This window comes from Pseudomonas mendocina (assembly GCF_003008615.1).
Taxonomy (GTDB): Bacteria; Pseudomonadota; Gammaproteobacteria; order Pseudomonadales; family Pseudomonadaceae; genus Aquipseudomonas; species Aquipseudomonas mendocina_C.
On sequence record NZ_CP027657.1, the window covers coordinates 5,195,502 to 5,220,272 of the forward strand.

Annotated in this window: 27 protein-coding genes; 12 read left to right on the forward strand and 15 right to left on the reverse strand. The window is 62.4% G+C overall.

Features of this window, described 5'->3' with window-relative positions; all coding sequences use genetic code 11:
- Positions 1–21 precede the first annotated feature (21 nt).
- Positions 22–873 carry a threonine/homoserine exporter RhtA gene (gene rhtA, locus C7A17_RS23990; RefSeq protein WP_106741421.1) on the forward strand — a complete coding sequence of 284 codons (852 nt, stop codon included), beginning with the start codon at positions 22–24 and terminating at the stop codon, positions 871–873.
- On the opposite strand, the gene C7A17_RS23995 is transcribed toward rhtA, so the two are convergent.
- From C7A17_RS23995 to C7A17_RS24015, 5 genes are read right to left on the reverse strand one after another with little or no spacing between them, the layout of a single operon-like run.
- A complete protein-coding gene (locus tag C7A17_RS23995) occupies positions 870–2,627 on the reverse strand; it encodes an ABC transporter transmembrane domain-containing protein (protein WP_106741423.1) in 1,758 nt (585 codons plus the stop codon). The genes rhtA and C7A17_RS23995 overlap by 4 nt on opposite strands.
- Positions 2,628–2,635: 8 nt before the next feature.
- Positions 2,636–3,043 (reverse strand): DoxX-like family protein, encoded by a 408-nt coding sequence (locus tag C7A17_RS24000; protein WP_106741426.1) that lies wholly within the window; start codon positions 3,041–3,043, stop codon positions 2,636–2,638.
- A complete protein-coding gene (locus C7A17_RS24005; protein ID WP_106741429.1) occupies positions 3,036–3,470 on the reverse strand; it encodes a thiol-disulfide oxidoreductase DCC family protein in 435 nt (144 codons plus the stop codon). The genes C7A17_RS24000 and C7A17_RS24005 overlap by 8 nt, the downstream gene beginning before the upstream one ends.
- Complete coding sequence (locus C7A17_RS24010; RefSeq protein WP_106741432.1) at positions 3,467–4,057, reverse strand: DUF1287 domain-containing protein; 591 nt, start codon at positions 4,055–4,057, stop codon at positions 3,467–3,469. Before C7A17_RS24010 ends, C7A17_RS24005 begins: the two co-directional genes overlap by 4 nt.
- Positions 4,058–4,066: 9 nt before the next feature.
- Entirely contained in the window at positions 4,067–5,182 is a 1,116-nt protein-coding gene (locus C7A17_RS24015) for an ATP-NAD kinase family protein (RefSeq protein ID WP_106741435.1), read from the reverse strand.
- Between the two features lie 220 nt (positions 5,183–5,402).
- Here C7A17_RS24015 and C7A17_RS26980 point away from each other — a divergent pair, with 220 nt between their 5' ends.
- A complete protein-coding gene (locus C7A17_RS26980) occupies positions 5,403–5,573 on the forward strand; it encodes a PA1571 family protein (RefSeq protein WP_199796368.1) in 171 nt (56 codons plus the stop codon).
- Positions 5,574–5,599: 26 nt separating this feature from the next.
- On the opposite strand, the gene msrB is transcribed toward C7A17_RS26980, so the two are convergent.
- Positions 5,600–5,995: a peptide-methionine (R)-S-oxide reductase MsrB gene (gene msrB / locus C7A17_RS24020; protein ID WP_106741437.1), complete on the reverse strand. Its 396-nt coding sequence runs from the start codon at positions 5,993–5,995 to the stop codon at positions 5,600–5,602.
- A gap of 314 nt (positions 5,996–6,309) precedes the next feature.
- On the opposite strand from msrB, the gene C7A17_RS24025 reads away from it, so the two are divergent.
- The 3 genes from C7A17_RS24025 (at position 6,310) to htpX (ending at position 8,941) form a co-directional block, all read left to right on the forward strand.
- A complete protein-coding gene (locus C7A17_RS24025; RefSeq protein ID WP_106741440.1) occupies positions 6,310–7,521 on the forward strand; it encodes a pyridoxal phosphate-dependent aminotransferase in 1,212 nt (403 codons plus the stop codon).
- 6 nt (positions 7,522–7,527) lie between these two features.
- The gene (locus C7A17_RS24030) at positions 7,528–7,974 is read left to right on the forward strand and encodes a hypothetical protein (RefSeq protein ID WP_106741443.1); all 447 of its coding nucleotides are present in this window, start codon (positions 7,528–7,530) and stop codon (positions 7,972–7,974) included.
- A 94-nt stretch (positions 7,975–8,068) separates the two neighbouring features.
- Positions 8,069–8,941 carry a protease HtpX gene (gene htpX, locus C7A17_RS24035; protein ID WP_099524396.1) on the forward strand — a complete coding sequence of 291 codons (873 nt, stop codon included), beginning with the start codon at positions 8,069–8,071 and terminating at the stop codon, positions 8,939–8,941.
- Between the two features lie 57 nt (positions 8,942–8,998).
- Here htpX and C7A17_RS24040 read toward each other — a convergent pair whose 3' ends face one another.
- On the reverse strand, positions 8,999–9,655 hold the full coding sequence (locus C7A17_RS24040; RefSeq protein ID WP_106741446.1) for a thiopurine S-methyltransferase: 657 nt from the start codon (positions 9,653–9,655) through the stop codon (positions 8,999–9,001).
- A 104-nt stretch (positions 9,656–9,759) separates the two neighbouring features.
- Here C7A17_RS24040 and C7A17_RS24045 point away from each other — a divergent pair, with 104 nt between their 5' ends.
- The gene (locus C7A17_RS24045) at positions 9,760–10,527 is read left to right on the forward strand and encodes a DODA-type extradiol aromatic ring-opening family dioxygenase (RefSeq protein WP_106741448.1); all 768 of its coding nucleotides are present in this window, start codon (positions 9,760–9,762) and stop codon (positions 10,525–10,527) included.
- Here C7A17_RS24045 and C7A17_RS24050 read toward each other — a convergent pair.
- Positions 10,524–11,108 carry a TetR/AcrR family transcriptional regulator gene (locus C7A17_RS24050; protein WP_106741450.1) on the reverse strand — a complete coding sequence of 195 codons (585 nt, stop codon included), beginning with the start codon at positions 11,106–11,108 and terminating at the stop codon, positions 10,524–10,526. The genes C7A17_RS24045 and C7A17_RS24050 overlap by 4 nt on opposite strands.
- 103 nt (positions 11,109–11,211) lie before the next feature.
- Between C7A17_RS24050 and C7A17_RS24055 the strand changes: the two genes are divergently transcribed.
- Entirely contained in the window at positions 11,212–11,649 is a 438-nt protein-coding gene (locus tag C7A17_RS24055) for a hotdog fold domain-containing protein (RefSeq protein ID WP_106741452.1), read from the forward strand.
- 39 nt (positions 11,650–11,688) lie between these two features.
- Here the strand turns inward: C7A17_RS24055 and C7A17_RS24060 are convergent, their stop codons facing one another.
- The gene (locus C7A17_RS24060) at positions 11,689–12,678 is read right to left on the reverse strand and encodes a YhdH/YhfP family quinone oxidoreductase (RefSeq protein WP_106741454.1); all 990 of its coding nucleotides are present in this window, start codon (positions 12,676–12,678) and stop codon (positions 11,689–11,691) included.
- Between the two features lie 75 nt (positions 12,679–12,753).
- Positions 12,754–13,770, reverse strand: coding sequence for a protease SohB (gene sohB, locus C7A17_RS24065; protein WP_106741456.1), 1,017 nt, complete (start codon positions 13,768–13,770; stop codon positions 12,754–12,756).
- Positions 13,771–13,970: 200 nt separating this feature from the next.
- On the opposite strand from sohB, the gene C7A17_RS24070 reads away from it, so the two are divergent.
- The 4 genes from C7A17_RS24070 (at position 13,971) to C7A17_RS24085 (ending at position 17,109) form a co-directional block, all read left to right on the forward strand.
- Positions 13,971–14,669 carry a histidine phosphatase family protein gene (locus C7A17_RS24070; RefSeq protein ID WP_106741458.1) on the forward strand — a complete coding sequence of 233 codons (699 nt, stop codon included), beginning with the start codon at positions 13,971–13,973 and terminating at the stop codon, positions 14,667–14,669.
- A gap of 56 nt (positions 14,670–14,725) precedes the next feature.
- Positions 14,726–15,037: an SCP2 sterol-binding domain-containing protein gene (locus C7A17_RS24075; protein WP_003459932.1), complete on the forward strand. Its 312-nt coding sequence runs from the start codon at positions 14,726–14,728 to the stop codon at positions 15,035–15,037.
- 220 nt (positions 15,038–15,257) lie between these two features.
- On the forward strand, positions 15,258–16,325 hold the full coding sequence (locus tag C7A17_RS24080; protein ID WP_106741461.1) for a phosphotransferase family protein: 1,068 nt from the start codon (positions 15,258–15,260) through the stop codon (positions 16,323–16,325).
- A 16-nt stretch (positions 16,326–16,341) separates the two neighbouring features.
- The gene (locus C7A17_RS24085; protein ID WP_106741463.1) at positions 16,342–17,109 is read left to right on the forward strand and encodes an SDR family oxidoreductase; all 768 of its coding nucleotides are present in this window, start codon (positions 16,342–16,344) and stop codon (positions 17,107–17,109) included.
- A 129-nt stretch (positions 17,110–17,238) separates the two neighbouring features.
- On the opposite strand, the gene C7A17_RS24090 is transcribed toward C7A17_RS24085, so the two are convergent.
- The gene (locus tag C7A17_RS24090) at positions 17,239–17,886 is read right to left on the reverse strand and encodes a hypothetical protein (RefSeq protein WP_106741466.1); all 648 of its coding nucleotides are present in this window, start codon (positions 17,884–17,886) and stop codon (positions 17,239–17,241) included.
- Positions 17,887–17,988: 102 nt separating this feature from the next.
- Between C7A17_RS24090 and C7A17_RS24095 the strand changes: the two genes are divergently transcribed.
- Entirely contained in the window at positions 17,989–18,768 is a 780-nt protein-coding gene (locus C7A17_RS24095; RefSeq protein ID WP_106741468.1) for a TSUP family transporter, read from the forward strand.
- A gap of 91 nt (positions 18,769–18,859) precedes the next feature.
- Here the strand turns inward: C7A17_RS24095 and nudC are convergent, their stop codons facing one another.
- From nudC to C7A17_RS24115, 4 genes are all read right to left on the reverse strand, one after another.
- Complete coding sequence (gene nudC, locus C7A17_RS24100; RefSeq protein ID WP_106741471.1) at positions 18,860–19,684, reverse strand: NAD(+) diphosphatase; 825 nt, start codon at positions 19,682–19,684, stop codon at positions 18,860–18,862.
- The gene (locus C7A17_RS24105; protein WP_106741473.1) at positions 19,684–21,363 is read right to left on the reverse strand and encodes a ferrous iron transporter B; all 1,680 of its coding nucleotides are present in this window, start codon (positions 21,361–21,363) and stop codon (positions 19,684–19,686) included. Before C7A17_RS24105 ends, nudC begins: the two co-directional genes overlap by 1 nt.
- A gap of 37 nt (positions 21,364–21,400) precedes the next feature.
- A complete protein-coding gene (locus C7A17_RS24110) occupies positions 21,401–22,213 on the reverse strand; it encodes a crotonase/enoyl-CoA hydratase family protein (RefSeq protein ID WP_106741475.1) in 813 nt (270 codons plus the stop codon).
- A 202-nt stretch (positions 22,214–22,415) separates the two neighbouring features.
- Entirely contained in the window at positions 22,416–24,659 is a 2,244-nt protein-coding gene (locus tag C7A17_RS24115; RefSeq protein ID WP_106741477.1) for an Orn/Lys/Arg family decarboxylase, read from the reverse strand.
- Positions 24,660–24,771 lie beyond the last annotated feature (112 nt).

Below are 24,771 nucleotides of genomic sequence, written 5' to 3' on the forward strand. Positions count from 1 at the left end.
TCAGCACCAGGACACAGCCCCATGTCGCGCACCGCACTTTTTGCCCCCATCGCCCTGCTCGTGGTGGCCATGGTCTCGATCCAGAGCGGTGCATCGCTGGCCAAGAACCTGTTCCCCCTGGTCGGTGCCGAGGGCACCACGGCGCTGCGCCTGGTGCTCGGTGCGATCATTCTGTCGCTGGTGATGCAGCCCTGGCGGGCCAGGCTGGATCTGCGCAAGTGCCAGGCCCTCGTCGCCTACGGCCTGTCCCTGGGCGGCATGAACCTGCTCTTCTACATGTCGCTGCAGAGCATTCCACTGGGCATCGCCGTGGCCCTGGAATTCACCGGCCCACTGGCCCTGGCGCTGTTTTCTTCACGCCGTCTGCTGGATTTCGTCTGGGTCATTCTGGCCATCGCTGGACTGTGGATGCTGCTACCCACCGGTGCCACGCAGAGCGCCATCGACCCGCTTGGCGCCGCCCTGGCGCTCGGTGCGGGCGTTTGCTGGTCGCTGTACATCATCTTCGGCCAGAAAGCCGGCGCCCAGCATGGGCGCCACACCGTTGCGCTGGGTACCTGGGTCGCCGCGCTACTGGTTCTACCCATCGGGGTCTGGCATGCCGGTAGCGATCTGCTGAGCGTCGATTTGCTGCCAATCGCACTGGGCGTCGCGCTGTTGTCTTCCGCCCTGCCCTACAGCCTGGAGATGGTCGCCCTGACGCGCCTGCCGGCACGCACCTTCAGTGTCCTGATGAGCCTGGAGCCGGCTGTCGCCGCGCTGTGCGGCCTGATCTTTCTCGGTGAGAAACTGCTCTGGGGGCAGTGGCTGGCCGTCGGCGCGATCATCATCGCCTCGGCCGGCGCCGCTGCCACCATCAGACCCAAGAGCTAGCTGCCGAACTGCAGCTCAGCCAACCGCGCATACAAAGGGCTGCTCTCGATCAGCTCGGCATGCCGGCCAATCGCGGCCAGACGCCCCTGCTCGATCACCGCGATGCGATCCGCCTGTTTCACCGTGGCCAGACGATGGGCGATCACCAGCGTCGTGCGTCCGGCCATCAGCGATGGCAGCGCCTGCTGGATCAGATGTTCACTCTCGGCATCCAGTGCGCTGGTCGCCTCGTCCAGCAGCAGGATCCGCGCATCGGCAAGCAAGGCACGGGCAATCGCCAGACGCTGACGCTGGCCACCGGAAAGTCCGAGCCCAGCCTCACCGAGATGAGTCTGATAACCCTGTGGCAGGCGCTGGATGAACTCATGAGCGTGCGCCGCCCGTGCAGCAGCTTCCACCTCGGCCTGGCTGGCATCCAGGCGACCGTAGCGAATGTTGTCCTCGACCGAGCCGAAAAACAGCGCAGGATTCTGCGAAACCAGGGCGAAACTGGCACGTAACTCACGCGGATCAAGCTGATCGATCGGCACGCCATCGATGAGGATGCGCCCGGCCTGCGGATCGAAGAAGCGCAGCAGCAGGTCAAACAGCGTCGACTTGCCTGCCCCGGAAGGGCCAACCAGAGCCAAGGTCTCCCCCGCTGCCACCTGCAGGTCGATGCCATCGATGGCATAGCTGTCCGAGCGTGACGGATAGGCAAAGCGCACGCCCTGCAGTTCGATACGCCCCTGCACCGGCTGTGACAGGTGCTGCGGCTGCGGCGGCGCCACGATGGCGTTACTGGCACGCAGCAGCTCGCCAATACGCTCGGCGGCGCCGGCCGCACGCTGCAACTCGCCGATCACCTCGCTCAAGGTGCCGAACGACGAGCCGACGATCAGGCTGTAGAACACGAAAGCGGCCAGTTCGCCGCCAGAAATGCGCCCGGCGATCACATCCATGCCACCGACCCAGAGCATCACCCCCACCGCACCGAGCACCAGCACGATGACCACGGTGATCAACCATGAACGCTGGGCGATACGCTTGCGCGCCACATCGAACGCCGCCTCGGCGGACTCACCGAAACGACGCTTGTCCTCGTCCTGGTGGTTGTAGGCCTGCACCGTCTTGATCTGCCCCAGCGCCTCGCCCACGTAGCTGCCGACATCCGCCACGCGATCCTGGCTTTGCCGCGACAGTGCGCGCACGCGGCGGCCAAACAGCAGGATTGGCGCCACCACCAGCGGTAAGGCCAGCAGGACAATGCCGCTGAGCTTGGGATTGGTGACCACCAGCAGCACACTGCCGCCAACCAGCATGATCAGGTTGCGCAGCGCCATCGACAGCGACGAGCCGATCACCGATTGCAGTAGCGTGGTATCGGCAGTCAGCCGTGACTGGATCTCCGAACTGCGATTGCTCTCGTAGAAGCCTGGGTGCAGTTCGATCAGATGATCGAAGACACGCCGGCGGATATCCGCGACCACCCGCTCGCCGATCCACGACACCAGATAGAAACGTGTATAGGTGCCGAAGGCCAGCGCCAGTACCAGCACGAAGAACAGCAGCAGCGACTGCCGCAACGCTGCCGGCGATTGCGTGGCCAGGCCCTGATCCACCAGCAGCTTGATGCCCTGGCCCATGGACAGGGTGATCGCCGCCGTGAACATCAGCGCCAGCAGCGCGCCCACTACTCGGCTGCGATAAGGCGCGATGAAGCGCCAGGCCAGGCGTATGGCGCCACGCTGGCGGGAGGAAAGCATCGATGTCATGACAGGTCTCAGGAGTCAGCAGCCGAGGGCGCTTCGGCCAGCCAGGCCACTGCGCACAAAGCCAGCGTGGCCAGGTTGGTCGAAAGCGGATTGAACGCCTGGATCAACAGATGGGGACTGAACAACGCAACATCAAGCAACAGCGCCAGCAATACTGCGCCAGCGACCAGCAAGGGCCAGCGCTGGCGACGCACCGTCAGCAGCACGATGCCCAGAAGTATTTCGGCGACGCCAGCGATACGGGCGATCACCTCCGGGGCGAACAGCGGGTAATCAGGCAGGCCGTGAGCCCCGATCATCGCCACCTCGTCAGGGCTGAGCCAGAGAATCTTCGGTGCCAGCCCATGCCAGATGAACACCAGCGCCAGGGCCAATCGAGCGAGCCAGGCAATCTGCGCCAGGCGCACCTCAGTCATGCAGGAAGCGCTCGGCATGGTCGGCGCTGGGCAGCAGGCAGACCTCATGCCGGCCGAACAGGTGGTAGCGATTCAGCGCAATGCGGTCGTAACTCCAATCGCGTAGTGAGCGCGGGATCAGACGCAGCCAGCTGAGGCTACGCCAGGGCTGGGGCAAGCGGGCGAGGATGCGCAGCAACGCCGAGGAACGTACATGCAACCCGGCCTCGTCGATCAGCGCCATCGTGTCGAAGCGGTCGGTCGGCAGGCCGTACCAGGCCAGCAATGCCTGGCCCTGTGCCGACTGCACCGAAGCCAGGCGAAACTGTCGCTGCCGGTCATGGCGAATGAGGAATCTCGCCCAGCCGTTGCAGAGTTTGCAGACGCCATCGAACAGAACGACACGCTCGCCTGCAGCAAGATTCGGCGGCAACGACTGCTGCGTCATTGGCCAGCCCTCGCCTGCTGCGCCAGCGGCCGGTAATGGCCAGTAATGCGGTAGGCGAACAGAATGTCCTCCTCCTGCGTACCCCGGCCAATGTTGTGCAGCACCAGCGGTGTGCCGGTTGCAGCCTGACGGTCGCTGACGATGCCGATGTGGGTGAGGCCGCGGCCCAGATCCCAGGTGACGATATCGCCGGCCCGGTAGGCCGAGGCATCCTGTTTGACCGGCAGTGACCAGCCCTGGCGCTTGAACCAGGTCATCAGGTTGGGCACGCGGCGGTGGTCGATATTGCTGTCGGGGCGGCTCAACCCCCAGTGTTTCGGGTAGACCGAGAAGTTGCCACGCATATCGCGATGTACCGACTCCTGCAGATCCAACCCCTGTTGGCGCAGCGCACGGATCACCACATCGGTGCAGACCCCGGTGGCCATGGGCACGTCGCCGCCTGGATAGCTCAGTTTCCGGTAGGCCGGGTCATAGCTCAGGGTCACGCCAACCTGTTTGCGCGCATCGAGTACCAGCTTGTCCGCCTCGATGGCCTGCGCGGCAAAAGCCAGCGACCAGACCAGCAGCGCGATCACCATTCGCATATCGATCTCCTATCGACTCAGGGGATACAGCAGTTCTTCCTTATAGCCAGCCCAGACCCGCACCGCATCTGGAAAGGCATCGTCCAGCGTCACGTCGCCACTATCGACCAGCAGCGGCCTTCCTTCCAGGGTCGCCAGCTTGCGCTTGGTCGCCACCACGCGCAGGCGCTCCAGGCCAATGGCACGCAACACGCGCGGGCTGATCTGCTGATTGCCGCGGCCGATGATATGGCCCTGGCCACCAATGGCGGTCACCAGCAGGTAAGTCGGACGGCCCTCGACCAGGCCGAACAGCTCGGCTTCGTTGACGTCACGAGCGATGACCTGACCATCCTCGATCACATCGACGCCCAGCAACGTGGTTTCCAGCCCCAGGTTCTGTGCCAGGCCGTGCAAGGTCGAACCGGGGCCCAACACGTAACGCGCGCCAGGCTCCCACTCTGCCTCCAGCCAGGCGGCAAGATCCGCCAGCACCAGTTCTTCGGACTCCATACCGCCCTGCTTGACCGCCTGTACGTAACCACCTTCCTGCGGCACGCACAGCTCGCCATACCAGCGTGCAGTCACGCGCCCCTCACGCAAGGCATTCTCATCGATATCGCGTACTTCACCGCTGGCCAGACGAACCAGGCCACCTTCGACCAGTCGTGCAGTCAGCTCGCCTGCTGCGCGTGGGCTGATGGCGTAGACGCCAGACTGAATTTTTACCCCGGCCGGAATGCCCAGTACCGGCTGCCCCTCCCTGACAGCCGCGCAGACATCGCGAGCTGTGCCATCGCCGCCTGCAAACAGAATCAACGCCACGCCTGCGCCCTGCAGTTGCTGCACGGCCCGGCGGGTGTCTTCTGCTGTGGTTAGCGCTGGGGCGACCTGCCCCAGCAGGCGATGCTCGAAGCCCATCTGCGCCAAAAGATCGCCACCCATGACGCCCGAATAGCTGACGAACTCTATGCGCTCACGCAGGGTCAACAACTGTTCAAGCGCCGTACGTGTACGTTGCGCGGCTTTTGGCTCGAAACCCAGAGCCAGCGCCTGCTCGGCCATGCCGTCGCTGCCCTTGAACCCTGCCGGGCCGCCCAGCCCAGCCAGTGGATTGATGATCAGACCGATATGAAAACGCGACATGAGTTCCTCGTTCCACGCAGGCTGGCATGCAGCCTGCTATACGACTTTCGCACTGTATTTTGTGACGGAGTTCCGCCGTCTTGAAATCTGTTCAAAGTATCGCGAACCAGAACCGGGCTTAGCCGCGAGCGGATGCCGACCCGGAGCAGACTTTGAACTGTCACCGCGCCTTCATCTGGGCACTCTAGAGTGGCGCGCATTAACGATGAGGAGACAGGCCATGAGCATGCAAGACACCGCAGCCCAATGCACCACCCGCAATCAAACGCAGGAGCCAGTGGGCGGTTTTATCATCGATGGTCAGGGCCGCGAAGTGCCGATCACCGAAGACATGATCCAGCAGGCCTGCGATGCGTTGGAAGAAAGCCGTGAGCAGGCTCGCCAGAGCTGAGCCCGCCGCAGGATGACAGGCTGCGATCACTCGCGCGGAATCAGCTTCAGTGATACCGAGTTGATGCAGTAACGTAAACCGGTGGGACGCGGCCCATCAGGGAACACATGGCCCAGGTGCGCGTCGCACTTGGCGCATTTGACCTCGATGCGGTGCATGCCATGGCTGAAGTCGTCCAGCTCACGGATGACCGCCTCACCCACCGGCTGAAAATAGCTCGGCCAGCCGCTGCCGGAATCGTATTTCGCATCGGAGTCGAACAATGCTTCGCCACAACAGGCGCAATGGTAAATGCCGGGCGTCTTGTCATCGTGATACTGGCCGCTGAACGGGCGTTCAGTACCGCCCAGCCGGCAGACATGGAATTGCTCCTGGGATAATTCGTCACGCCATGCATCCAGGGGTTTGTCGAGCTTGTCCACGAACGGTTTCCTCCTCGATTAAGCAGCCGGAGATTGCACTGGCGGGAATTCTGCCACGAACCACAGCGCAGTGATCGTCGGCCAAGTGCGCATTGACAAAACAATCTAACGCCCAGCCCTCAGGGCGCTGCCCAATGGGTGACCCACTCTGCGCGGCAAACCACAAAAAAGCCAGGGCAGCACCTTTGCCGCACACAGGCTGCAACGTATGATTCGACCCCAGTCTGTCACCCGCGTTTCAGGCTGCCAGTTTCTCCACCCGGAGATACTGGCAAGCCACATTGGCGGGTTCTCCATCGATCGGGATTTCTCACATGCAGGTCAGCAAATCGAACAAGCTCGCCAACGTCTGCTATGACATTCGCGGGCCAGTGCTCAAGCACGCCAAGCGTCTGGAAGAGGAAGGCCATCGCATCCTCAAGCTGAACATCGGCAACCCGGCGCCGTTCGGTTTCGAGGCACCGGAAGAAATTCTCCAGGACGTCATCCGCAACCTGCCGACCGCGCAGGGCTACAGCGACTCCAAGGGCCTGTTCAGCGCCCGTAAAGCCGTGATGCAGTACTACCAGCAGAAGCAGGTCGAAGGCGTCGGCATCGAGGACATCTACCTCGGTAACGGCGTGTCCGAGCTGATCGTGATGGCCATGCAGGCGCTGCTCAACAACGGTGACGAGGTGCTGATTCCCGCCCCCGACTACCCGCTGTGGACCGCCGCGGTGGCGCTTTCCGGTGGCAAGCCGGTGCACTACCTGTGTGACGAGCAGGCCGGCTGGTTCCCCGACATCGCCGACATGCGCGCCAAGATCACCCCGAATACCAAGGCGCTGGTACTGATCAACCCTAACAACCCCACCGGCGCGGTGTACTCGCGCGAAGTGCTGCAGGACATCGTCGAGCTGGCGCGCCAGCATAACCTGGTGATCTTCTCCGACGAGATCTACGACAAGATCCTCTACGACGAAGCCGTGCACATCAGCACTGCCTCGCTGGCACCGGACGTGCTCTGCCTGACCTTCAACGGTCTGTCCAAGAGCTACCGCGTGGCGGGCTTCCGTTCCGGCTGGGTCGCCATCTCCGGGCCCAAGCACAAGGCGCAGAGCTATATCGAAGGCCTGGATATCCTGGCCAACATGCGCCTGTGTGCCAACGTGCCAAGTCAGCATGCGATCCAGACCGCGCTCGGCGGCTACCAGAGCATCAACGACCTGGTGCTGCCCAACGGCCGTCTGCTGGAGCAGCGTAACCGCACCTGGGAGCTGCTCAACGACATTCCTGGCGTCAGCTGCGTCAAGCCCATGGGCGCGCTGTATGCCTTCCCGAAGATCGACCCGAAGGTTTGCCCGATCCACAACGACGAGAAATTCGTCCTTGACCTGCTGCTCTCGGAAAAACTGCTGATCGTCCAGGGCACCGCCTTCAACTGGCCGTGGCCGGATCACTTCCGCGTGGTCACCCTGCCCCGCGTCGACGACCTGGAGCAGGCTATCGGGCGCATCGGCAACTTCCTCAAAGGCTACAGCCAGTAAGCCGGCATGGATCTGCAGATAGACGACTTCTACAAGGACGCCGCCAGCGGCCTGCTAATGCTCTATCAGGCCTTCCCGCGCAAGATGGCGTTGTACGTGGAAGACCTGATCGGGCGTGAGGAGCCGGATGAGTTCGGCCTGCCGAGCAAGCGCCACCAGGCCTGCCTGGGTGCGCTGCTATGGCTGGCCGAGGAAGGCTATCTGCGTTTCGAGTCGACCATCGCTTACGACGCACTGGATCAGGCGGTGCTGACCGAGAAGGGTTTTCTGCGCCTGTCGCGCACGATTCCCCATGCTCTGCGCGAAGGTGAAGTGTTGCCGCCGAGCGTGCGCCGCGTCCATGCCACACTGGCCTTTCAGCTGCGCGAAGCCCTAGCCCAGCAGCACGGCGAGCGCACCGCCCGCCTCACTCGCCTGCTGTTCGAGAGCACGCTACACGGCCAAGAGACATAGTTTGAAATAGTCGCTGGTTGAAAGCCCCATGGGGGCGCCCTTATATAGCCGGCATTACTCGTACGTCTTTCCTCGTGAGGAGTCCGTTCACACCATGATGCGCATTATGTTGTTCCTGGCCACCAACCTGGCGGTTCTGGTTATCGCCAGCATCACCCTCAAACTGCTGGGGGTCGACCGCTTCACCGGCCAGAACCATGGCAGCCTGCTGATTTTCTGCGCCGTGTTCGGTTTCGCCGGCTCGCTGGTCTCGCTGTTCCTGTCCAAGTGGATGGCGAAGATGAGCACCGGCACGCAGATCATCACCCAGCCGCGCACCCGTCACGAACAGTGGCTGCTGCAGACCGTCGAGGAGCTGTCCCGTGAAGCCGGCATCAAAATGCCGGAAGTCGGTATCTTCCCGGCCTACGAGTCCAACGCCTTCGCCACCGGCTGGAACAAGAACGACGCGCTGGTCGCCGTCAGCCAGGGCCTGCTCGAACGCTTCTCGCCCGATGAAGTGCGCGCGGTGCTGGCCCACGAGATCGGCCACGTGGCCAACGGCGACATGGTCACCCTGGCACTGATTCAGGGCGTGGTGAACACCTTCGTGATGTTCTTCGCACGCATCTTCGGTAACTTCGTCGACAAGGCGATCCTGAAGAACGAAGACGGCCATGGTATCGGCTACTTCGTCGCAACCATCTTCGCCGAGCTTGTGCTGGGCATTCTGGCCAGCATCATCGTCATGTGGTTCTCGCGCAAACGTGAATACAAGGCCGATGAAGCCGGCGCCCGCCTGGCCGGTACCGGCGCGATGATCGCCGCGCTGCAGCGCCTGCGCGCCGAACAGGGCGTGCCGGTGCAGATGCCCGACAGCCTGACCGCCTTCGGCATCAACGGCGGCCTGAAGAACGGCCTGGCTGGCCTGCTGATGAGCCACCCGCCGCTGGAAGATCGCATCGAGGCGCTGCGCCGTCGGGGCTGATCGAAACCGCAAAAGAAAAGGCGACCTCAGGGTCGCCTTTTTCATTGCCTCGCCGCTTTAACGGCGCGCCAGGTGAAACACCACCTCTTCCACCGCCTCGAGCTGATTCTCGATAAAGCGTGGGTTGCCGCTCAGCACATCCTTACGCTCCACTTCCCGCAGCATCCAGCCTGGAGTGAAGCGCTGCTCGACTTCGGCATCCTCTACCGAGAACGGCGGGCCATCCATGCGTTGCTGGTCGTACACCAGCGTCACCAGCAGCCCCTGGCAGGTCTCAGGCAATATCGCCTGCAGGTGGGCGGCGTAGCGCTCACGCATTTCCGGCGGCAGCGCGATCAACGCGGCTCGGTCATAAAAGGCCTGGCAACCGGCAACGTCCTCACGGCTCAGCGCGAAAAAGTCGCCGCAGAGAATCCACAGCGCGCCTGCCTGATAGACCTTGAAGGCGCCTTGCTGCGATACATGCGGCTGCACATCACGCTCGGCGAAGAAATCCTGTACCGCCCGCTCGGCCAACTCCACCCCGATCACGGCATGCCCCTGCTCCGCCAGCCACGCCAGGTCGAGGCTCTTGCCACACAGCGGCACCAGCACCGCGGCATCGTTGGGTAGCCCGAGCGCTGACCAATGACGGCGCAGATAGCCATTGACCTTCTCCTGATGAAAACCGATTTGGCTACGCGCCCAACGCTCCTGCCAGAACGCTTCATGCATGGATAACTCTCCACAAATTCGATAGGAATGCTCAACTATTTATACTGGAAGTCGATAGATCCAGCGACGAAGATGGTGTCATCCTACTTCAGGAGCTGATCGCCATGCTGCCCTCACTGTTCATATCCCACGGTTCACCCATGCTGGCTCTGGAGCCGGGCGCCAGCGGCCCAGCCCTGGCCAAACTGGCCGCCGAACTGCCCAGGCCCAAGGCTATCGTGGTGGTGTCGGCGCACTGGGAAAACCAGCATTTGCTAGTGACGGCAGGCGAGCAACCGCAGACCTGGCACGACTTCGGCGGTTTCCCAGCCCCATTGTATGCCGTGCAGTATCCCGCTCCCGGCGCACCAGCGCTGGCCAAGGAGATCGCAGAGCAATTGAATGACGCGGGCCTGCCGACAGAGCTCGAGGCCCAGCGCCCATTCGATCATGGCGCCTGGGTTCCGTTGTCGCTGATGTATCCGCAAGCCGACATTCCCGTACTGCAGATTTCACTACCCAGCCGCCTCGGCCCCGAGCTGCAGACCCGTGTGGGCCGCGCACTGAGCGGCCTGCGTGAGCAAGACATCTTGCTTATCGGCTCCGGTAGCATCACCCACAATCTGGGCGAGCTGAACTGGCGCGCAGGTCCGAAAGTCATCACGCCCTGGGCCCAGGCATTTCGCGACTGGATGGTGGAAAAACTCGCAGCCGATGACGAACAGGCGCTGCACGATTACCGCCACCTGGCGCCAAACGCCGTGCGCAACCATCCGAGTGACGAGCACCTACTGCCGCTGTTCTTCGCCCGCGGCGCCGGCGGCACCTTCAGCGTCGCGCACACTGGGTTCACCTATGGCGCGCTGGGTATGGATATCTATCGCTTCGACTAGCCGCTGCTTTTCACGCTGTCCCAGGCGATCTGCGCCAACAGATCACGGCACTCGCCCAGCTCACTCTGGGTGCGGCCGGCCAGCCAGTTGCGCGCCAGATCGTGCGTCGGGCCGATTACCACCGAGGCGAAGCAGTCATCTGGTAGCGCCTTGAACAGTCCCTGTAGGCGGTATTCGGCGAGCGCCGTGAGAATCTGCGCGAAATGCTGGCGATTGGCTTCGCGCAGGGCACCACCCATTTCCCCCGCCTCGACCCGACTGCGGCTGTGCAGGATGAAGCGCGCCCAATCCGGATTGGCCACCACCCAGTCGATGTAACTGGTCACCAGCAGCTTAACGCAGGCCTCGGCGCTGACTGCCTTGGCAAACCCGCGCTGCAACAAGTCTGCGTATTGCGCAGTGCCGGCCAGATAGAGCGCGGCAATGATCCGCTCCTTGTTGCCGAAGTGGTGATACAGACTGCCGATGCTCGCACCAGAACGATCGCGAATCATCTCGATGGTGGTGACATCGACGCCGTGCTCGGTGAAGCAGGCCAACGCAGCCTGCAGGATCTCGTCTTTACGCGATGGACGAGCCATGTCGCTCCTTATGACTAGAATATTTTTCTAGAATAATTTTCTAACACTCGTATACTGCCTCGGCGCGCGCTCATCTTCAATCGCAAACACGCAGGAGAGAGTCATGAGTCAGATGTTGCAGATGTTCCAGCAGGCCGGCGCTGCCCAGTTCAGCGCGATGATCGGTCAAGTCGCCCCCTACTTCGCCAGTATCGCTCCGCAGATGGTCGAGTTGCGTCCCGGCTATGCCGAAGTCAGCTTCGCCAAGCGCCGCGAAGTGCTCAACCATATTGGTACGGTGCACGCCATTGCCTTGTGCAATGCTGCCGAGCTTGCCGCCGGCAGCATGACCGACGCCTCCATTCCTGCCGGTTGCCGCTGGATTCCCAAGGGCATGACGGTGGAATACCTGGCGAAGGCCGATGGCGATATCCGTACGGTGGCCGACGGCAGCCAGGTGGATTGGAGCCAGACCGGCGACATCAAGGTGCCGGTGATGGCCTACGTCGGCGACAAGCCGGTGTTCCGCGCGGAAATCACCATGTACGTCAGCCAGGCCTGAAAATGCAGAGGCCCGTCATCGACGGGCCTCGTTCAGTACTCAGTCGAGCCGCACCAGGATACGGCCGACCATGCCGCCGGCCAGTATCCGTTCGATGGCCCCCGGCAACTCCGTCAGGCCAATTTCCTGGCACAACGCGGAAAGATCGAGCTTCCACTGCAGCGACAGCTTGTCCCACATCGACGCCTTGACCACCAGCGGCAGCTCTACCGAGTCCACCCCCAGCAGGTTGACGCCGCGCAGGATGAACGGCAGTACCGAAGCCTGGAAGCCAACGCCAGCGGTCAGACCGCAGCAGGCCACGCTACCGCTGTGGCGCAGCGACTTGACCACATTGAACAGGATGTCACCACCCACCGTATCCACCGCTCCCGCCCAGCGCTCCTTGAGCATCGGACGTTCGCTACCCTGCTGCAGCTCTTCGCGGCTGACGATCTCGTCAGCACCCAGGTTACGCAGAAAATCAGCCTGTTCGGCCTTGCCGGTGGCGGCGGCAACACGATAACCGAGCTGTTTGAGCAGCACGACCGCGATGCTGCCGACGCCGCCCGTAGCGCCCGTGACCAGCACGGTGCCGGACTCTGGGGTGACGCCAGCCTGCTCCAGCTTGTCCACGCACAGTGCAGCGGTCAGGCCGGCAGTGCCGAGGATCATCGCCTCGCGCAGCGGCAGCCCCTGCGGGCGCTTGATCGCCCAGGCCGCCGGCACGCGGATGTACTGGCCGAAACCACCGGCGGTATTCATGCCCAGGTCGTAGCCGGTGACGATCACCTCGTCACCCACGGCGAACTCGGCAACGCTGGAAGCCTCGACCACACCCGCCGCGTCGATACCAGGCGTATGCGGGTAGGCCTTGGTCACGCCACGATTGCCGCTGGCGGACAGGGCATCCTTGTAGTTGAGCGAGGAATAGCGCACGCGGATCAACAACTCGCCCTGCGGCAGCTGCTCGACGTTGCGCTGGACTACTTCACGCTGGAAACCGCCATCGGCGCCTTCGCTGACCAGCAAGGCCTTGAACTCGGTCATCACCCTCTCCTCTTGTCGTGGTTTGCTGCTGCGCGACGCGAGTCGGCCGTGCAGCCCATCATGAACGAAGCGTTATCAGAAGCGTTGTTGATTGAGCCGGCTCAACCAGGTCAGGACGAAGCGATCCAGTGCCATGCTGGCAGCCAGCCCGACACGCTCCTGCAGGCTCTTTTTCTGAGCGAAATGTAGATGGAACAGTTCAGCCTCGGCGGCGCGCTCGGCCAGATACTGGTCGCTGGTCTTGAGCTCATCCACCAGCAGGCGCTCCTGCGCGGCCATGCCCAGCCAGACTTCGCCGGTGGCGATGGCGTCGATGTCCAGTTGCGGGCGGTAACGGGCGACGAAACCCTTGAACAGTTCGTGGGTGGTTTCCAGGTCTTCCTGGAATTTCTCCCGACCTTTCTCGGTGTTTTCGCCAAAGACGGTCAGCGTGCGCTTGTATTCACCGGCGGTCAGCACTTCGAAATCGATTTCGTGCTTTTTCAGCAAGCGATGCACATTGGGCAACTGCGCCACCACGCCGATGGAGCCGAGAATGGCGAAAGGCGCACTGAGAATCTTCTGGCCGATGCAGGCCATCATGTAGCCGCCGCTGGCGGCTACCTTGTCAACGCACACGGTCAGCGGAATGCCAGCGTCGCGGATGCGCACCAGCTGTGAAGAGGCCAGACCGTAGCTGTGCACCATGCCGCCACCGCTTTCCAGGCGTAGCACCACTTCGTCCTCGGCCTTGGCCATGGACAACAACGCCGTCACTTCATGGCGCAGGTTGTCGGTGGCCGATGCCTTGATATCGCCATCGAAATCCAGCACGAACACCCGCGGCTTGCTGGGCGGCGCTTTCTTCTCCTGTTTGGCAGCTTTGGCTTCCGCCTTGCGCGTGGCCTTGAGCTGATCCTTGGACAACACGCTCTGCTCCATGCGCTCGCGCAGATCCTTGTAGAAGTCATTGAGCTTCTGCACCTGCAGCTGACCACTGCCGCGCCGCCCTTTGCCGCGCGTGGCGGCGATCGTCACGAGTACCACGACGATGGCGACCACCAGGGTCAGGGTTTTCGCCAGAAAGCTGGCGTACTCGCTAAGAAACTCCACGGATCCCCCTCGGACATTGCGGCGGCGCCTGGGCGCACAAAGGCCCAAGCATACCGGCGCAGCGGCCTGCCGGCCAACCTCGGCAGCGCTGCTGCGATTGCCATACAAGCAATTCAAACAAGCGTATGTTTTTTCGTTGACAGCCCCTGAGCTTCCTCATACCCTCGCGAAACATTCAACGTGCCGAGACCAGTACGGACGTGGGCAGCATCTATCTGATTCGACATGGCCAGGCTTCATTCGGTGCAGACGACTACGATGTCCTGTCTCCCGTCGGCGTACGCCAGGCCGAAGTGCTGGGTGAACACCTCGAGCAACTCGGCATCAGCCTCGATCGCTGCGTCAGCGGCAGCCTGCGCCGCCAGCAACACACCGCCAGCGCGGCGCTGCAACGTATGAGCAACGCACCGGCGCTGGATATCGACGACGCCTTCAACGAATTCGATGCCGATGCAGTGATTCGCACGCTGCTGCCGGATCTGCTGCCGGAAGAGCCCGAAGCCCTGCATATCCTGCGCAACGGTGCGCAGAACCGCGCCGAGTTCCAGCGCCTGTTCGCCAAACTGATCCAGCGCTGGATTTCCGGCGAACATGACAAACCCGGCCTGCAAAGCTGGCAGGCCTATGTCGAACAGGTTGAAAGCGGCCTGCGGCGCATCCTCGAACAGGCCAACAGCAAACAGAACATCGCCGTGTTCACCTCCGGTGGCACCATCACCGCCCTGCTCCGCCTGATTACCGGCGTACCGGCGGCAAAGGCCTTCGAACTGAATTGGCAAATCGTCAATACCTCGCTCAGCCAGCTGAAATTCCGTGGCAGCGAGGTGAGTCTGGCTTCCTTCAACAGCCATGTGCATTTACAGCTGCTGAAGGCGCCGGAGCTCATCACCTATCGATGAGTTCCAGCCCACTGCGGCCGCGAGGCTGCGCGAAACAACCTAAAAAGGATAAGACCATGAGTGTTGCTGACATCGCCCAAACCATGCAGTCCAAGTTCAACGCCAGCGCCGCTGCAGGCCTGGATCTGGTATTCCAATTCAACATCGAAGATGGCGAAAACTACGCGCTGATCGTAAAAGACGGCACCTGCGCCCTCGAACAAGGCGACAACCCGAACGCCAACGTGACCCTGATCATGGACAGCGAAACCCTCAAGGGCATCGTCAGCGGCGAAACCGACGGCATGCAGGCCTTCATGGCTGGCAAGCTGCGCGCCGAAGGCGACATGATGCTGGCGATGAAGCTGGGCGAACTGTTCCCGGTCTGATCGGCGAGCTGAGCGCAAAACACGAAAACCGGAGTCCTGGCACTCCGGTTTTTTATTGCCTGCGCACAAGCGAAAGCTCAGGTCGAAAATGACTGATCAGGCAGTTTGATCGAGGTGCAACACGCCCGCCTATAACGGCGCGTATTGCTTGTGACAGCCAGGGTGCAGCATTAGATTAGCCAATTATCTGGGGCACCCATCATAAGTAGAAGGGATAAGCATGGCGCTCACTGACCAATCCACCCGTATCCGTACTGGCGAAGAACTTGATGCTGCAGTCATCGACACCTATCTGAAAGCCAATATTCCAGGCCTGAGCGGTGAAGCCAAGATCAGCCAGTTCCCCGGCGGCGCTTCGAACCTGACCTACCTGATCGAGTACCCGCAGCAGGAGTTCGTCCTGCGCCGCCCGCCCTTCGGCCACAAGGCCAAGTCGGCCCATGACATGGGCCGCGAGTACCGCATCCTAAATCAGCTCAACGCCGGCTTCCCCTACTGCCCCAAGGCCTACGTGCACTGCACCGACGAGTCGGTGATCGGCGCCGAGTTCTACGTCATGGAGCGGGTCAAGGGCATCATCCTGCGCTCGGAGATGCCGGCCGAGCTGAATTTCAGCGCCAAGCAGACCACCGCGCTGTGCAAGAGCTTCATCGACAAGCTGGTGGAGCTGCACAACGTCGACTACAAGGCCTGCGGCCTGGGCGACCTGGGCAAGCCCGAGGGTTATGTCGAGCGCCAGATCAAGGGCTGGAGCGACCGTTACCAGAAGGCCCTGACCCCGGATGCACCAACCTGGGAACCGGTCAAGGCCTGGCTCAACGACAAGATGCCGGCCGATCACCACAAGCCCGGCATCGTGCATAACGACTACCGCTTCGACAACGTGATCCTCGACCCGAACAACCCGATGCAGATCATCGGTGTGCTCGACTGGGAGATGACCACCATCGGCGACCCACTGATGGATCTGGGCAATACCCTGGCCTACTGGATCGAAGCCGGCGACCCGGCGCCGGTGCAACTGATGCGGCGCCAACCGAGCAACGCGCCAGGCATGCTCACCCGCCAGCAGTTCGTCGACTACTACGCCGAAAAAGCTGGCATCGAGATCAACAGCTTCGATTTCTACTACACCTATGGCCTGTTTCGCCTGGCCGGTATCGTCCAGCAGATCTACTACCGCTTCTACCACGGCCAGACCCAGGACAAGCGCTTCGCCCAGTTCATTCACATGAACAAGCTGCTGGAGCAGATGTGCCTGCAGGTCATCGGCAAATCCACTCTCTAACCCCGGGGTAATCACAATGTCCAAGACCCAACTGTTCGACCTCGACGGCAAGATCGCCTTCGTCTCCGGCGCCAGCCGCGGCATCGGCGAGGCCATCGCCAAGTTGCTGGCCCAGCAAGGCGCCCATGTGATCGTCTCCAGCCGCAAGATCGACGGCTGCCAGGCCGTGGCTGACGCCATCACCGCCGAGGGTGGCAAGGCCACTGCCATCGCCTGCCACATCGGCGAGATGGAGCAGATCACCAACGTCTTCGCGCAGATCAAGGAACAGTTCGGCCGTCTCGACATCCTGGTCAACAACGCCGCGACCAACCCGCAGTTCTGCAATGTGCTGGACACCGACCTCTCCGCCTTCCAGAAGACCGTGGACGTGAACATTCGCGGCTACTACTTCATGTCCATCGAAGGCGGCAAGTTGATGAAGGGCAACGGCGGTGGCTCGATCATCAACGTCGCCTCGATCAATGGCGTCTCGCCGGGCGAATTCCAGGGCATCTACTCGGTGACCAAGGCTGCGGTAATCAGCATGACCAAGGTATTCGCCAAGGAATGCGCGCAGTTCGGCATTCGCTGCAACGCCCTGCTGCCAGGCCTGACCGACACCAAGTTCGCCTCGGCGCTGACCAAGAACGACGCCATCCTCAAGCACGCCCTGCAGCGCATCCCGCTCAAGCGCGTGGCTGATCCGAGCGAGATGGCCGGTGCGGTGCTGTACCTGGCCAGTGAAGCCTCCAGCTACACCACCGGTGTGGCGCTGAATGTCGACGGCGGCTTCCTCTCCTGAGGTCGACGGCATCAACGACAAAGGCACCTTGCAGGTGCCTTTTTTGTAGGGTGCGCCGTGCGCACCGCAGATGGATTCGGTCTATCGGAGCGCACGGCACACCCTACTTCCGCCACACCCTGTTACCGCTTACCAATCCTTCAGCGCGGCTTCGGCTGCAGGATTCATCGGCTCAGCCAGCAGGCCGGTCGGAGTCAGACTGACGCTATAGACCGCGTCGGCGGCAATCGGCAGATAAGTCACACGCAACGCCTGTGGGTCGAACAGCAGCAAATCACGCTGATTCATGCGCAGCCAGCGCCACAGATCGACGCCATAGGGGCTTTCGGCCAGCTGTACGCGACCATGCTGCGCCAATGCTTGCTGCTCGATGGCCAGAAAACGCCCGGACAAACGCTCCAGTCGGTAGCCAGGCTCCAGACCGATCAACTCGGCCAGGCCTTTCCAGCGAATCAGTCGGCCATCGAGCTGCCACATGTCGCCTTCCAGAGTAACCGTGCGCTCGCGCCCACCTTCGAGCAGCGTCACCTGATAACGTTGCAGGCCATCGGCCTTGAAGCTCAGCGTCACCAACGGCTTACCCGGCTGCAACGGTTCGTAGGCATACAGGTCGTACGCTACCAGGCCCACCAGCCCGGCCAACGCGAGAAATGCCAGACCACAGGTGCCACGCAACCAGCCGAGGAACCAGCCTGTATTGAGCAGGATGCGCAGTGCCACCAGCAGCGCCAATACGGCCAATAGCGCCACGGCCCAGGCCAACCCGTCGTATTGCATCGATTGCGTTCCTTCTCTGGCGAAATCCCGGCATTATGCGCAGCTCTCCTCACGACGAACAGCCAGCAGGCTGCGCATTCGCCCACAAGTCGACACTTTAATATGCCCTTCGCTCTCGAGCTCGCCATCGACCCCAGCACACTGGCCATTCTCGCCCTGGTCGCCTTCATCGCTGGCTTCATCGACGCCATCGCCGGTGGCGGCGGCCTGCTGACCATCCCCGCCCTGCTCACCGCGGGCTTGCCACCGCACCTGGTGCTCGGCACCAACAAGTTGTGCGCCACGTTCGGCTCGGGTACCGCTGCACTGACCTTCTACCGGCGCAAGCTCTTCGACCCCAAGCAATGGCGCAACGCGCTGTTGGCGACGCTGGTCGGCGCCCTGCTTGGTGCCGTCATCGCCCACTGGATGCCAGCCGCCTGGCTCAACCAGATGCTGCCGGTGATCGTCTTCGCCTGCGGCCTGTACCTGCTGTTCGGCCGCATGCCCGAGGCACCGGCCGAACATGACCTGCCGATCGCCCGTGGCCGACAATGGCCACAAGGGCTGGGCCTGGGCCTCTATGACGGAGTAGCGGGCCCAGGCACCGGGGCATTCTGGACGGTCAGCAGCTTGCTGATGTACCCACTCGATCTGGTACGGGCCAGCGGCGTGGCACGCACCATGAACTTCGTCAGCAATGCCGCGGCGTTAGCGGTGTTTATCGCATTCGGTCAGGTGGCCTGGGTGCTTGGCCTGAGCATGGGCGCGGCGCTGATGGTCGGCGCCTTTCTCGGTGCACGCACGGCGATCAAGGGCGGCTCGAAATTCATCCGCCCGGTATTCATCACCGTGGTGCTGGCACTGACCGCGCGCCTGGTCTGGCAACACTGGATCGGTTAACTCCGCCAGGACATAGCATCGTGTAGGAGCGGCTTCAGCCGCGAAATGGTCGGTGAAATTCGCGGCTGAAGCCGCTCCTACATGAGGAGTTCTAAGTCGGCGGCGTCGGCTCGGGCAAACCGAGGCGGCGCGCGACGTAGAGGTCGATCAGGTGGCGGGCGATGGAGCGCGAAGCCGGCAGCGGCGGCAGCGCGTCGACACGGAACCAGCGCGCGTCCTCGATTTCATCTTCCTGCATGACGATCTCGCCACCGGCGTATTCGGCGTGAAAACCGAGCATCAGCGAATGCGGAAACGGCCAGCCCTGGCTGCCGATGTACTGCAGGTTCTTCACCTCCAGGCCAACCTCCTCGCGCACCTCGCGCGCCACGCAATGCTCCACCGACTCGCCTGGTTCGACGAAGCCCGCCAGGGTGCTGTAGACCCCTGTCACAAAGCGCGGCGAGCGCGCCAGCAGGACTTCATCGCCACGCGTCACCAGCACGATCATGCTCGGTGCCAGGCGCGGATAATGCTGCGATTCGCAGCTGTCACAGCGCATCGCACGCTCGCCAGGAAGCTGGCGAGTCGGCGCACCGCAACTGCCGCAGAAACGGTGCTCGGCGTACCAAGTACCGATCTGCGCGGCGTAGGCGAGCATGCGGAAGGTTTCCGCCTCGCCCTGCAACATGAACTGACGCAGGCTCTGCCAGGTGCAGCCCTCCAGGGTGGCCGAAGGCTTGAGTTGCAGCAGATAAACAGCATCCTCACCGAAATGACCGATACCCTGCTCACCGATAATTGGCAGATCCTGGCGCTTGATCCAGTCCCGCGGGAACAGCACGCCGTTGCTGTCGGCAAGAAAGTGCTGCTGGCTGTAGAGCAGCGCCCAGCCACCCGGCTGGGCGGGATCGAGGAACGTATTGCGCCAGACCATCAGGCAGCCACCGGCATGCCCAGCGCCTTGACGCTCTCTTCGGCAAGATCGAGCACACTCGGGCGGGTTTCAGGGCGCATGACGGCGCCAGCTTCCAGGTAATACTCCAGGCTGCTGAGTGCATCAGCGAGGGTTTCCAGCATCTGCTCGGACGGCATCTGTCCGGTGTCGAGCATGCGCGTCTGGATGTAGTCGGCGCAGGCCCCGACCAGCATCGCGGCGCGACGCTGCTCGAGGAACCAGAGGCCGCCACGCACGGCCTGCAGACTGAACGGTACGTTGGCCAGGTGCATCTTGTCGCCGGCTGATTCCAGATACGCGGTAATCGCCCGCTTGGCCAGAGCCAACCCCGCCTGGGCCTCGTCGACCACGACGATGCGTGCTTCGTTGAGCTGATGAATGGCAAAGGAGTCCGCTTCGTTACCCGGCTCGACTGCAGTCGGCCGGCTATCGCGCCCTTCGCCCCGCTCCAGGCTGGCCACCATGCCTTCGACATAGAGAACGGCATCGGCCAGTTTGTGCAGTTGCTCCGCCTGCGGTGGCGTATCTTCGCTCCATGCCGCGACCTGCGGCAGCTGCGCACTGAGTGAATTGCCGGCGGAGTTCAGGCCGACCATGCCGAGGGTCTTGGCCAGCTTGCCCAGCAGCGCATGCAAAGTCCCCAGGGTTTCCCCCTGCAAGGTGCCGCGCTCGAGCAGGTCGAGCATGTCCTTGACGCTGGCCAGTTCTTCACGAATCGCGGTAGACAGCGAACGCATCACCGCCTTGCCCGGCCCAGCAAGACGTTGATATTCCTCTTCCAGCAGGTGATCCGTGAACGGCAGCGGCGCGAGGCCGAACACTTCACGCATGGCAGTGGCGTGCGGGCCATGGCTGTCGGCGAGCGCGACCAGATACAGCAGTTCCTTGAGCAAGCTGCGCGGCGCTTCGTATTGCGGGTTGCCGAGCATCAGCTTGAGCTCGCGATCCAGTCGCGAGAACAGCTGCTTGCGCGGCTTGCGCGGCAGCAGTTGGCCGTCGCACTGCGCTTCGATGGCCGCGGCGCCTATCCAGCACATGCGCCCACGCGGTTCGTTGGCGAACAGGCTGTCCAGCCGCGCCATCGCGCGCACCATCAGCTTGAGGCTGGCTTGCGGATTCTGCTCACGAATGAAGCCCAGCAGCCCAATCTGATACATATGCCGCAGGCGCTTGCCTTCGGTCAGTTTGGCAGCGCCATCGAGCGGCTGGCTAGCCGTATGCGGACGTGCATGATCGAGACGCACACTGAAGAAGAAGCTCTCCGGGAGTGCTTGCTGAGCACCTGCCTGACGCAGGTCGTTGATCGCCGGCAGCAGCAGCTCGGGCATCTCCTGGCGGTGAGCGTCGACGTTTTCCAGGTAGCGGCGCAACACATGCAACGCGTTACTGAGCGCTGCCAATTGCACATCACGCTCCTCGCCGGCACCAGCGGGAATGTCAGTGGCCTGATCCAGGACTTCCTGAGCCAACAGCTCGGCGCCGGCCAGTTCGATCAGGTTGAGCGTACCGCGCACCTGGTGCAGGCTTTCCACCGCCTGCTGCAGCAGGCTGCCGTTGTGCCGCTCGGCGATGAACTGCTCCAGGCTCTGCTCGGCCTCCTCCATGGTGACGAACAGCTCGTCGCGCACCAGGTTCAGGGATGTGGCTCCACTTACCATGCTCTAGACCTCGCAGCGAACATCAGCGAAAACGGCATCAGTCGGCAAACTCCGGTTTTTGCTTGGTCATGTGCGCTGCCATGGCCAGGCGCAGGTCTTCCGACTGCAGCATGGCAGCGTTCCAGGTGGCGATGTATTCGAGGCCATCGTCGACCCGGTGATCGCGCATGTAGCGAATCATTTCTTTGGTGCCGCGCACGGCAATCGGCGATTTGGCAGCGATTTGTGCGGCAATCTCCATCACCCCGGCAAGCAACGTTTCATGGCTTTCGTAGGTGCGGTTGACCAGGCCGATGCGGGCGGCTTCATTGCCGTCGATGTTGCGCCCGGTGAAGGCCAGCTCACGCATCATGCCGTCACCGATGATGCGCGGCAGGCGCTGCAGGGTTCCGACATCGGCGGCCATGCCCATGTCGATTTCCTTGATCGAGAACTGCGCATCGCCCGTGGAATAGCGCATGTCGCAAGCGCTGATCAGGTCGATGGCACCGCCGATGCAATAGCCCTGAATCGCAGCCAGCACCGGCTTGCGGCAATTGTCGACGGCGTTGAAGGAGGCTTGCAGCTCGAGAATCTTGCGGCGCAGCGCCGTGGCATTGCGGCCGACGTCCTTGCCCAGCTGGGCGCCGACCGAGGCCAGCAGCATCAGGTCGATACCCGAGGAGAAGTGTTTGCCTGCACCAGAGAGCACCACGACGCGTACTGCGTCATTGTCATCGACCCACTGGAAGATCTCGATGATCTCGCGCCAGAAGTCGGCGTTCATGGCGTTGATCTTTTCCGGACGATTGATCTGCACGTGGGCGATCTTGTCCGCCAGCTCGACGCGGAAGGCTTTGTAGTCGGACATGGCAGGCATCCTCAGCAGCGGCTTGGCAGCACGATAATTATTTTGTGATTAATAACCGAGCAACTATAACAAGCACGCCATAAAAGTCGATGCTTGCCACTGTGACGCAGGGCACGCCCCGGACGTTATCAATTGCTTTGAATGTCAGAGATAAGAGATTGATCTGCCGAGGATCTTGCTCCTCGACAGATCTGCTGCTCATTCACTCCACCAGGCAATCCACGCAGTACTCGCCTGCTTCGGTTTGCAGGCCGTGCACGTCGATATCGAAACCTGGGAAAGCCTGATCGAAGGTACGCGCGAACGCCAGGTAGTCGAGAATCGAGCGCGTCGCCGCCGTGAAGCGCTCGCCCGGCATGATAAGCGGAATGCCCGGTGGGTAAGGCACCAGCATCACCGCAGCGATACGCCCCTGCAATTGATCGATGGGCACGGCCTCCACCTCGCCACGCACCAGGCGGTCATAGGCATCGGCAGGTTTGATCGCCAGCTCGGGCAACGCCGTGTACATGCTCTTCAGCGCCTTGGCCGTGGCGTTCTCGCGATAGCAGCCATGCAGTGCATCGCACAGATCGCGCAGCCCCATGCCGTGATAGCGCCCCGCGCCGGCTTGGGCGATGGAAGGCAGCACATCGATCAGCGGCAAGTTGGCGTCGTAGCTGCGCTTGAACTCCAGCAGCTCGGTCAGCAGCGTGCTCCACTTGCCCTTGGTGATCCCCATGGAGAACAGCACCAGGAAGGAATACAGGCCGGTCTTCTCCACCACCAGGCCGCGTTCCCAGAGGAACTTGCTGACCACCGCAGCGGGAATGCCCTGCTGCTCCAGCTTGCCGGCCGCATTGAGGCCCGGCATCACCAGGGTGACCTTGATCGGATCGAGCAGCACGTAATCGTTGGCCACCTCGCCGAAACCATGCCAGTCGGCATCCGGCTGCAACACCCAGTCAGCGGTCGACAAACTGTCGGCGCCATCGGCTGCGCCCGGCTGCCAGATGCTGAACCACCAATCCTCGGCATTCAGGTTGCGCCGCACGTTGGCCAGCGCGCGGCGAAAGCTCAGCGCCTCGTCGAAGGTTTCCTGAATCAGCGAACGCCCTGCCGGCCCTTCCATCATCGCCGAGGCCACATCCAGCGAGGCGATGATGCCGTACTGAGGCGAGGTGGAAATGTGCATCATGAAGGCTTCATTGAAACGGTCACGATCCAGCTGACGTTGCCCGCCATCCTGCACGTGAATCATCGAGGCCTGGCTGAAAGCCGCCAGCAGCTTGTGCGTGGAATGGGTGGTGAACACCAGCGGCGAATGCGCCTCACACTGGGTGCCCATGCCATAGCGGCCGGCATAGAACTCGTGGAACGCGGCGTAGGCGTACCAGGCCTCGTCGAAGTGCAGCACTTCGACCGAATCGCCCAGCGCCTGCTTGACCATCTCGGCGTTGTAGCACAGCCCGTCATAGGTGGAGTTGGTCACCACCGCCAGCTTGACCTTCGGCGCGCGACCGCGTGCCAGCGGGCTGGCATCGATCTTGGCCTGGATCGACTCCCTGCTGAATTCACTCAGCGGAATCGGCCCGATGATGCCCAGTTCGTTGCGCTCGGGGCACAGGTACAGGGGAATCGCGCCGGTCATGATGATCGAATGCAGGATCGATTTGTGGCAGTTGCGATCCACTAGCACCAGATCATCGCGACCGACCATGGAATGCCAGACGATCTTGTTCGCGGTCGAGGTGCCGTTGATCACGAAGAAGGTGTGGTCGGCGCCGAAGTTGCGCGCCGCACGCGCCTCGGCCTCGGCCAATGGCCCGGTGTGGTCGAGCAGCGAGCCCAGCTCCGGCACCGACACCGACAGATCGGAACGCAGGGTGTTTTCGCCAAAGAACTGGTGAAAGGCCTGGCCTACCGGGCTCTTGCGGTAGGCCACGCCACCGCCGTGGCCAGGTGTGTGCCAGGAATAGTTGGATTGCGCAGTGTGCTGCACCAGCGCCTTGAAGAATGGCGGTAGCAGGCCTTCCAGATAGTTATGCGCCGCGCGCGCCACCTGCCGGGCCAGGAAGGACACGGTGTCCTCGTAAAGATAAAGGATGCCGCGCAACTGGTTGAGATCGGCCATGGCCTCGGCCGGCGCGTTCTCGATGGTCACCTGCTCGCCGAGGGCGAAGATCGGCAGTTGTGGCGCCCGCACCCGCGCCACGCGGATCAGTTCGACCATGTCCTGCAGCAGACGACTGTTCTCCCCCGCGCCTTCGGCGGCGACCAGAATGCAGGCCAGACCATGGTGGGTGGACGCGACGATACGCCCCTCTGCCGCACTGGCGGTGGGCAGGATGCTGAAACCGTCCTGGGTGAGTTCTTGCGCGATGGCGCGCACGCGATCACCGGCCACGGTATCGGCCTTGATGTCGCGGTGCACGATTAGGACGGGAAACTTGAGGTCTTTGTACATTGTGACGTCCTGAAGGCTGGCAGGCTTGGCCTGCCCATCGCCTCAGGTTAGAGGCTCCCCTTCAGCGGCGAAACCCCCTGTGCATCACGCTATAACAAAAGGTCGCAATTGC

Coding starts and splice junctions, on each gene's coding strand:
- rhtA (WP_106741421.1), top strand. CDS start 22: ATGTCGCGCACCGCACTTTTTGCCCCCATCGCCCTGCTCGTGGTGGCC.
- C7A17_RS23995 (WP_106741423.1), bottom strand. CDS start 2,627: ATGACATCGATGCTTTCCTCCCGCCAGCGTGGCGCCATACGCCTGGCC.
- C7A17_RS24000 (WP_106741426.1), bottom strand. CDS start 3,043: ATGACTGAGGTGCGCCTGGCGCAGATTGCCTGGCTCGCTCGATTGGCC.
- C7A17_RS24005 (WP_106741429.1), bottom strand. CDS start 3,470: ATGACGCAGCAGTCGTTGCCGCCGAATCTTGCTGCAGGCGAGCGTGTC.
- C7A17_RS24010 (WP_106741432.1), bottom strand. CDS start 4,057: ATGCGAATGGTGATCGCGCTGCTGGTCTGGTCGCTGGCTTTTGCCGCG.
- C7A17_RS24015 (WP_106741435.1), bottom strand. CDS start 5,182: ATGTCGCGTTTTCATATCGGTCTGATCATCAATCCACTGGCTGGGCTG.
- C7A17_RS26980 (WP_199796368.1), top strand. CDS start 5,403: ATGAGCATGCAAGACACCGCAGCCCAATGCACCACCCGCAATCAAACG.
- C7A17_RS24025 (WP_106741440.1), top strand. CDS start 6,310: ATGCAGGTCAGCAAATCGAACAAGCTCGCCAACGTCTGCTATGACATT.
- C7A17_RS24030 (WP_106741443.1), top strand. CDS start 7,528: ATGGATCTGCAGATAGACGACTTCTACAAGGACGCCGCCAGCGGCCTG.
- htpX (WP_099524396.1), top strand. CDS start 8,069: ATGATGCGCATTATGTTGTTCCTGGCCACCAACCTGGCGGTTCTGGTT.
- C7A17_RS24040 (WP_106741446.1), bottom strand. CDS start 9,655: ATGCATGAAGCGTTCTGGCAGGAGCGTTGGGCGCGTAGCCAAATCGGT.
- C7A17_RS24045 (WP_106741448.1), top strand. CDS start 9,760: ATGCTGCCCTCACTGTTCATATCCCACGGTTCACCCATGCTGGCTCTG.
- C7A17_RS24050 (WP_106741450.1), bottom strand. CDS start 11,108: ATGGCTCGTCCATCGCGTAAAGACGAGATCCTGCAGGCTGCGTTGGCC.
- C7A17_RS24055 (WP_106741452.1), top strand. CDS start 11,212: ATGAGTCAGATGTTGCAGATGTTCCAGCAGGCCGGCGCTGCCCAGTTC.
- C7A17_RS24060 (WP_106741454.1), bottom strand. CDS start 12,678: ATGACCGAGTTCAAGGCCTTGCTGGTCAGCGAAGGCGCCGATGGCGGT.
- C7A17_RS24075 (WP_003459932.1), top strand. CDS start 14,726: ATGAGTGTTGCTGACATCGCCCAAACCATGCAGTCCAAGTTCAACGCC.
- C7A17_RS24080 (WP_106741461.1), top strand. CDS start 15,258: ATGGCGCTCACTGACCAATCCACCCGTATCCGTACTGGCGAAGAACTT.
- C7A17_RS24085 (WP_106741463.1), top strand. CDS start 16,342: ATGTCCAAGACCCAACTGTTCGACCTCGACGGCAAGATCGCCTTCGTC.
- C7A17_RS24090 (WP_106741466.1), bottom strand. CDS start 17,886: ATGCAATACGACGGGTTGGCCTGGGCCGTGGCGCTATTGGCCGTATTG.
- C7A17_RS24095 (WP_106741468.1), top strand. CDS start 17,989: ATGCCCTTCGCTCTCGAGCTCGCCATCGACCCCAGCACACTGGCCATT.
- nudC (WP_106741471.1), bottom strand. CDS start 19,684: ATGGTCTGGCGCAATACGTTCCTCGATCCCGCCCAGCCGGGTGGCTGG.
- C7A17_RS24105 (WP_106741473.1), bottom strand. CDS start 21,363: ATGGTAAGTGGAGCCACATCCCTGAACCTGGTGCGCGACGAGCTGTTC.
- C7A17_RS24110 (WP_106741475.1), bottom strand. CDS start 22,213: ATGTCCGACTACAAAGCCTTCCGCGTCGAGCTGGCGGACAAGATCGCC.
- C7A17_RS24115 (WP_106741477.1), bottom strand. CDS start 24,659: ATGTACAAAGACCTCAAGTTTCCCGTCCTAATCGTGCACCGCGACATC.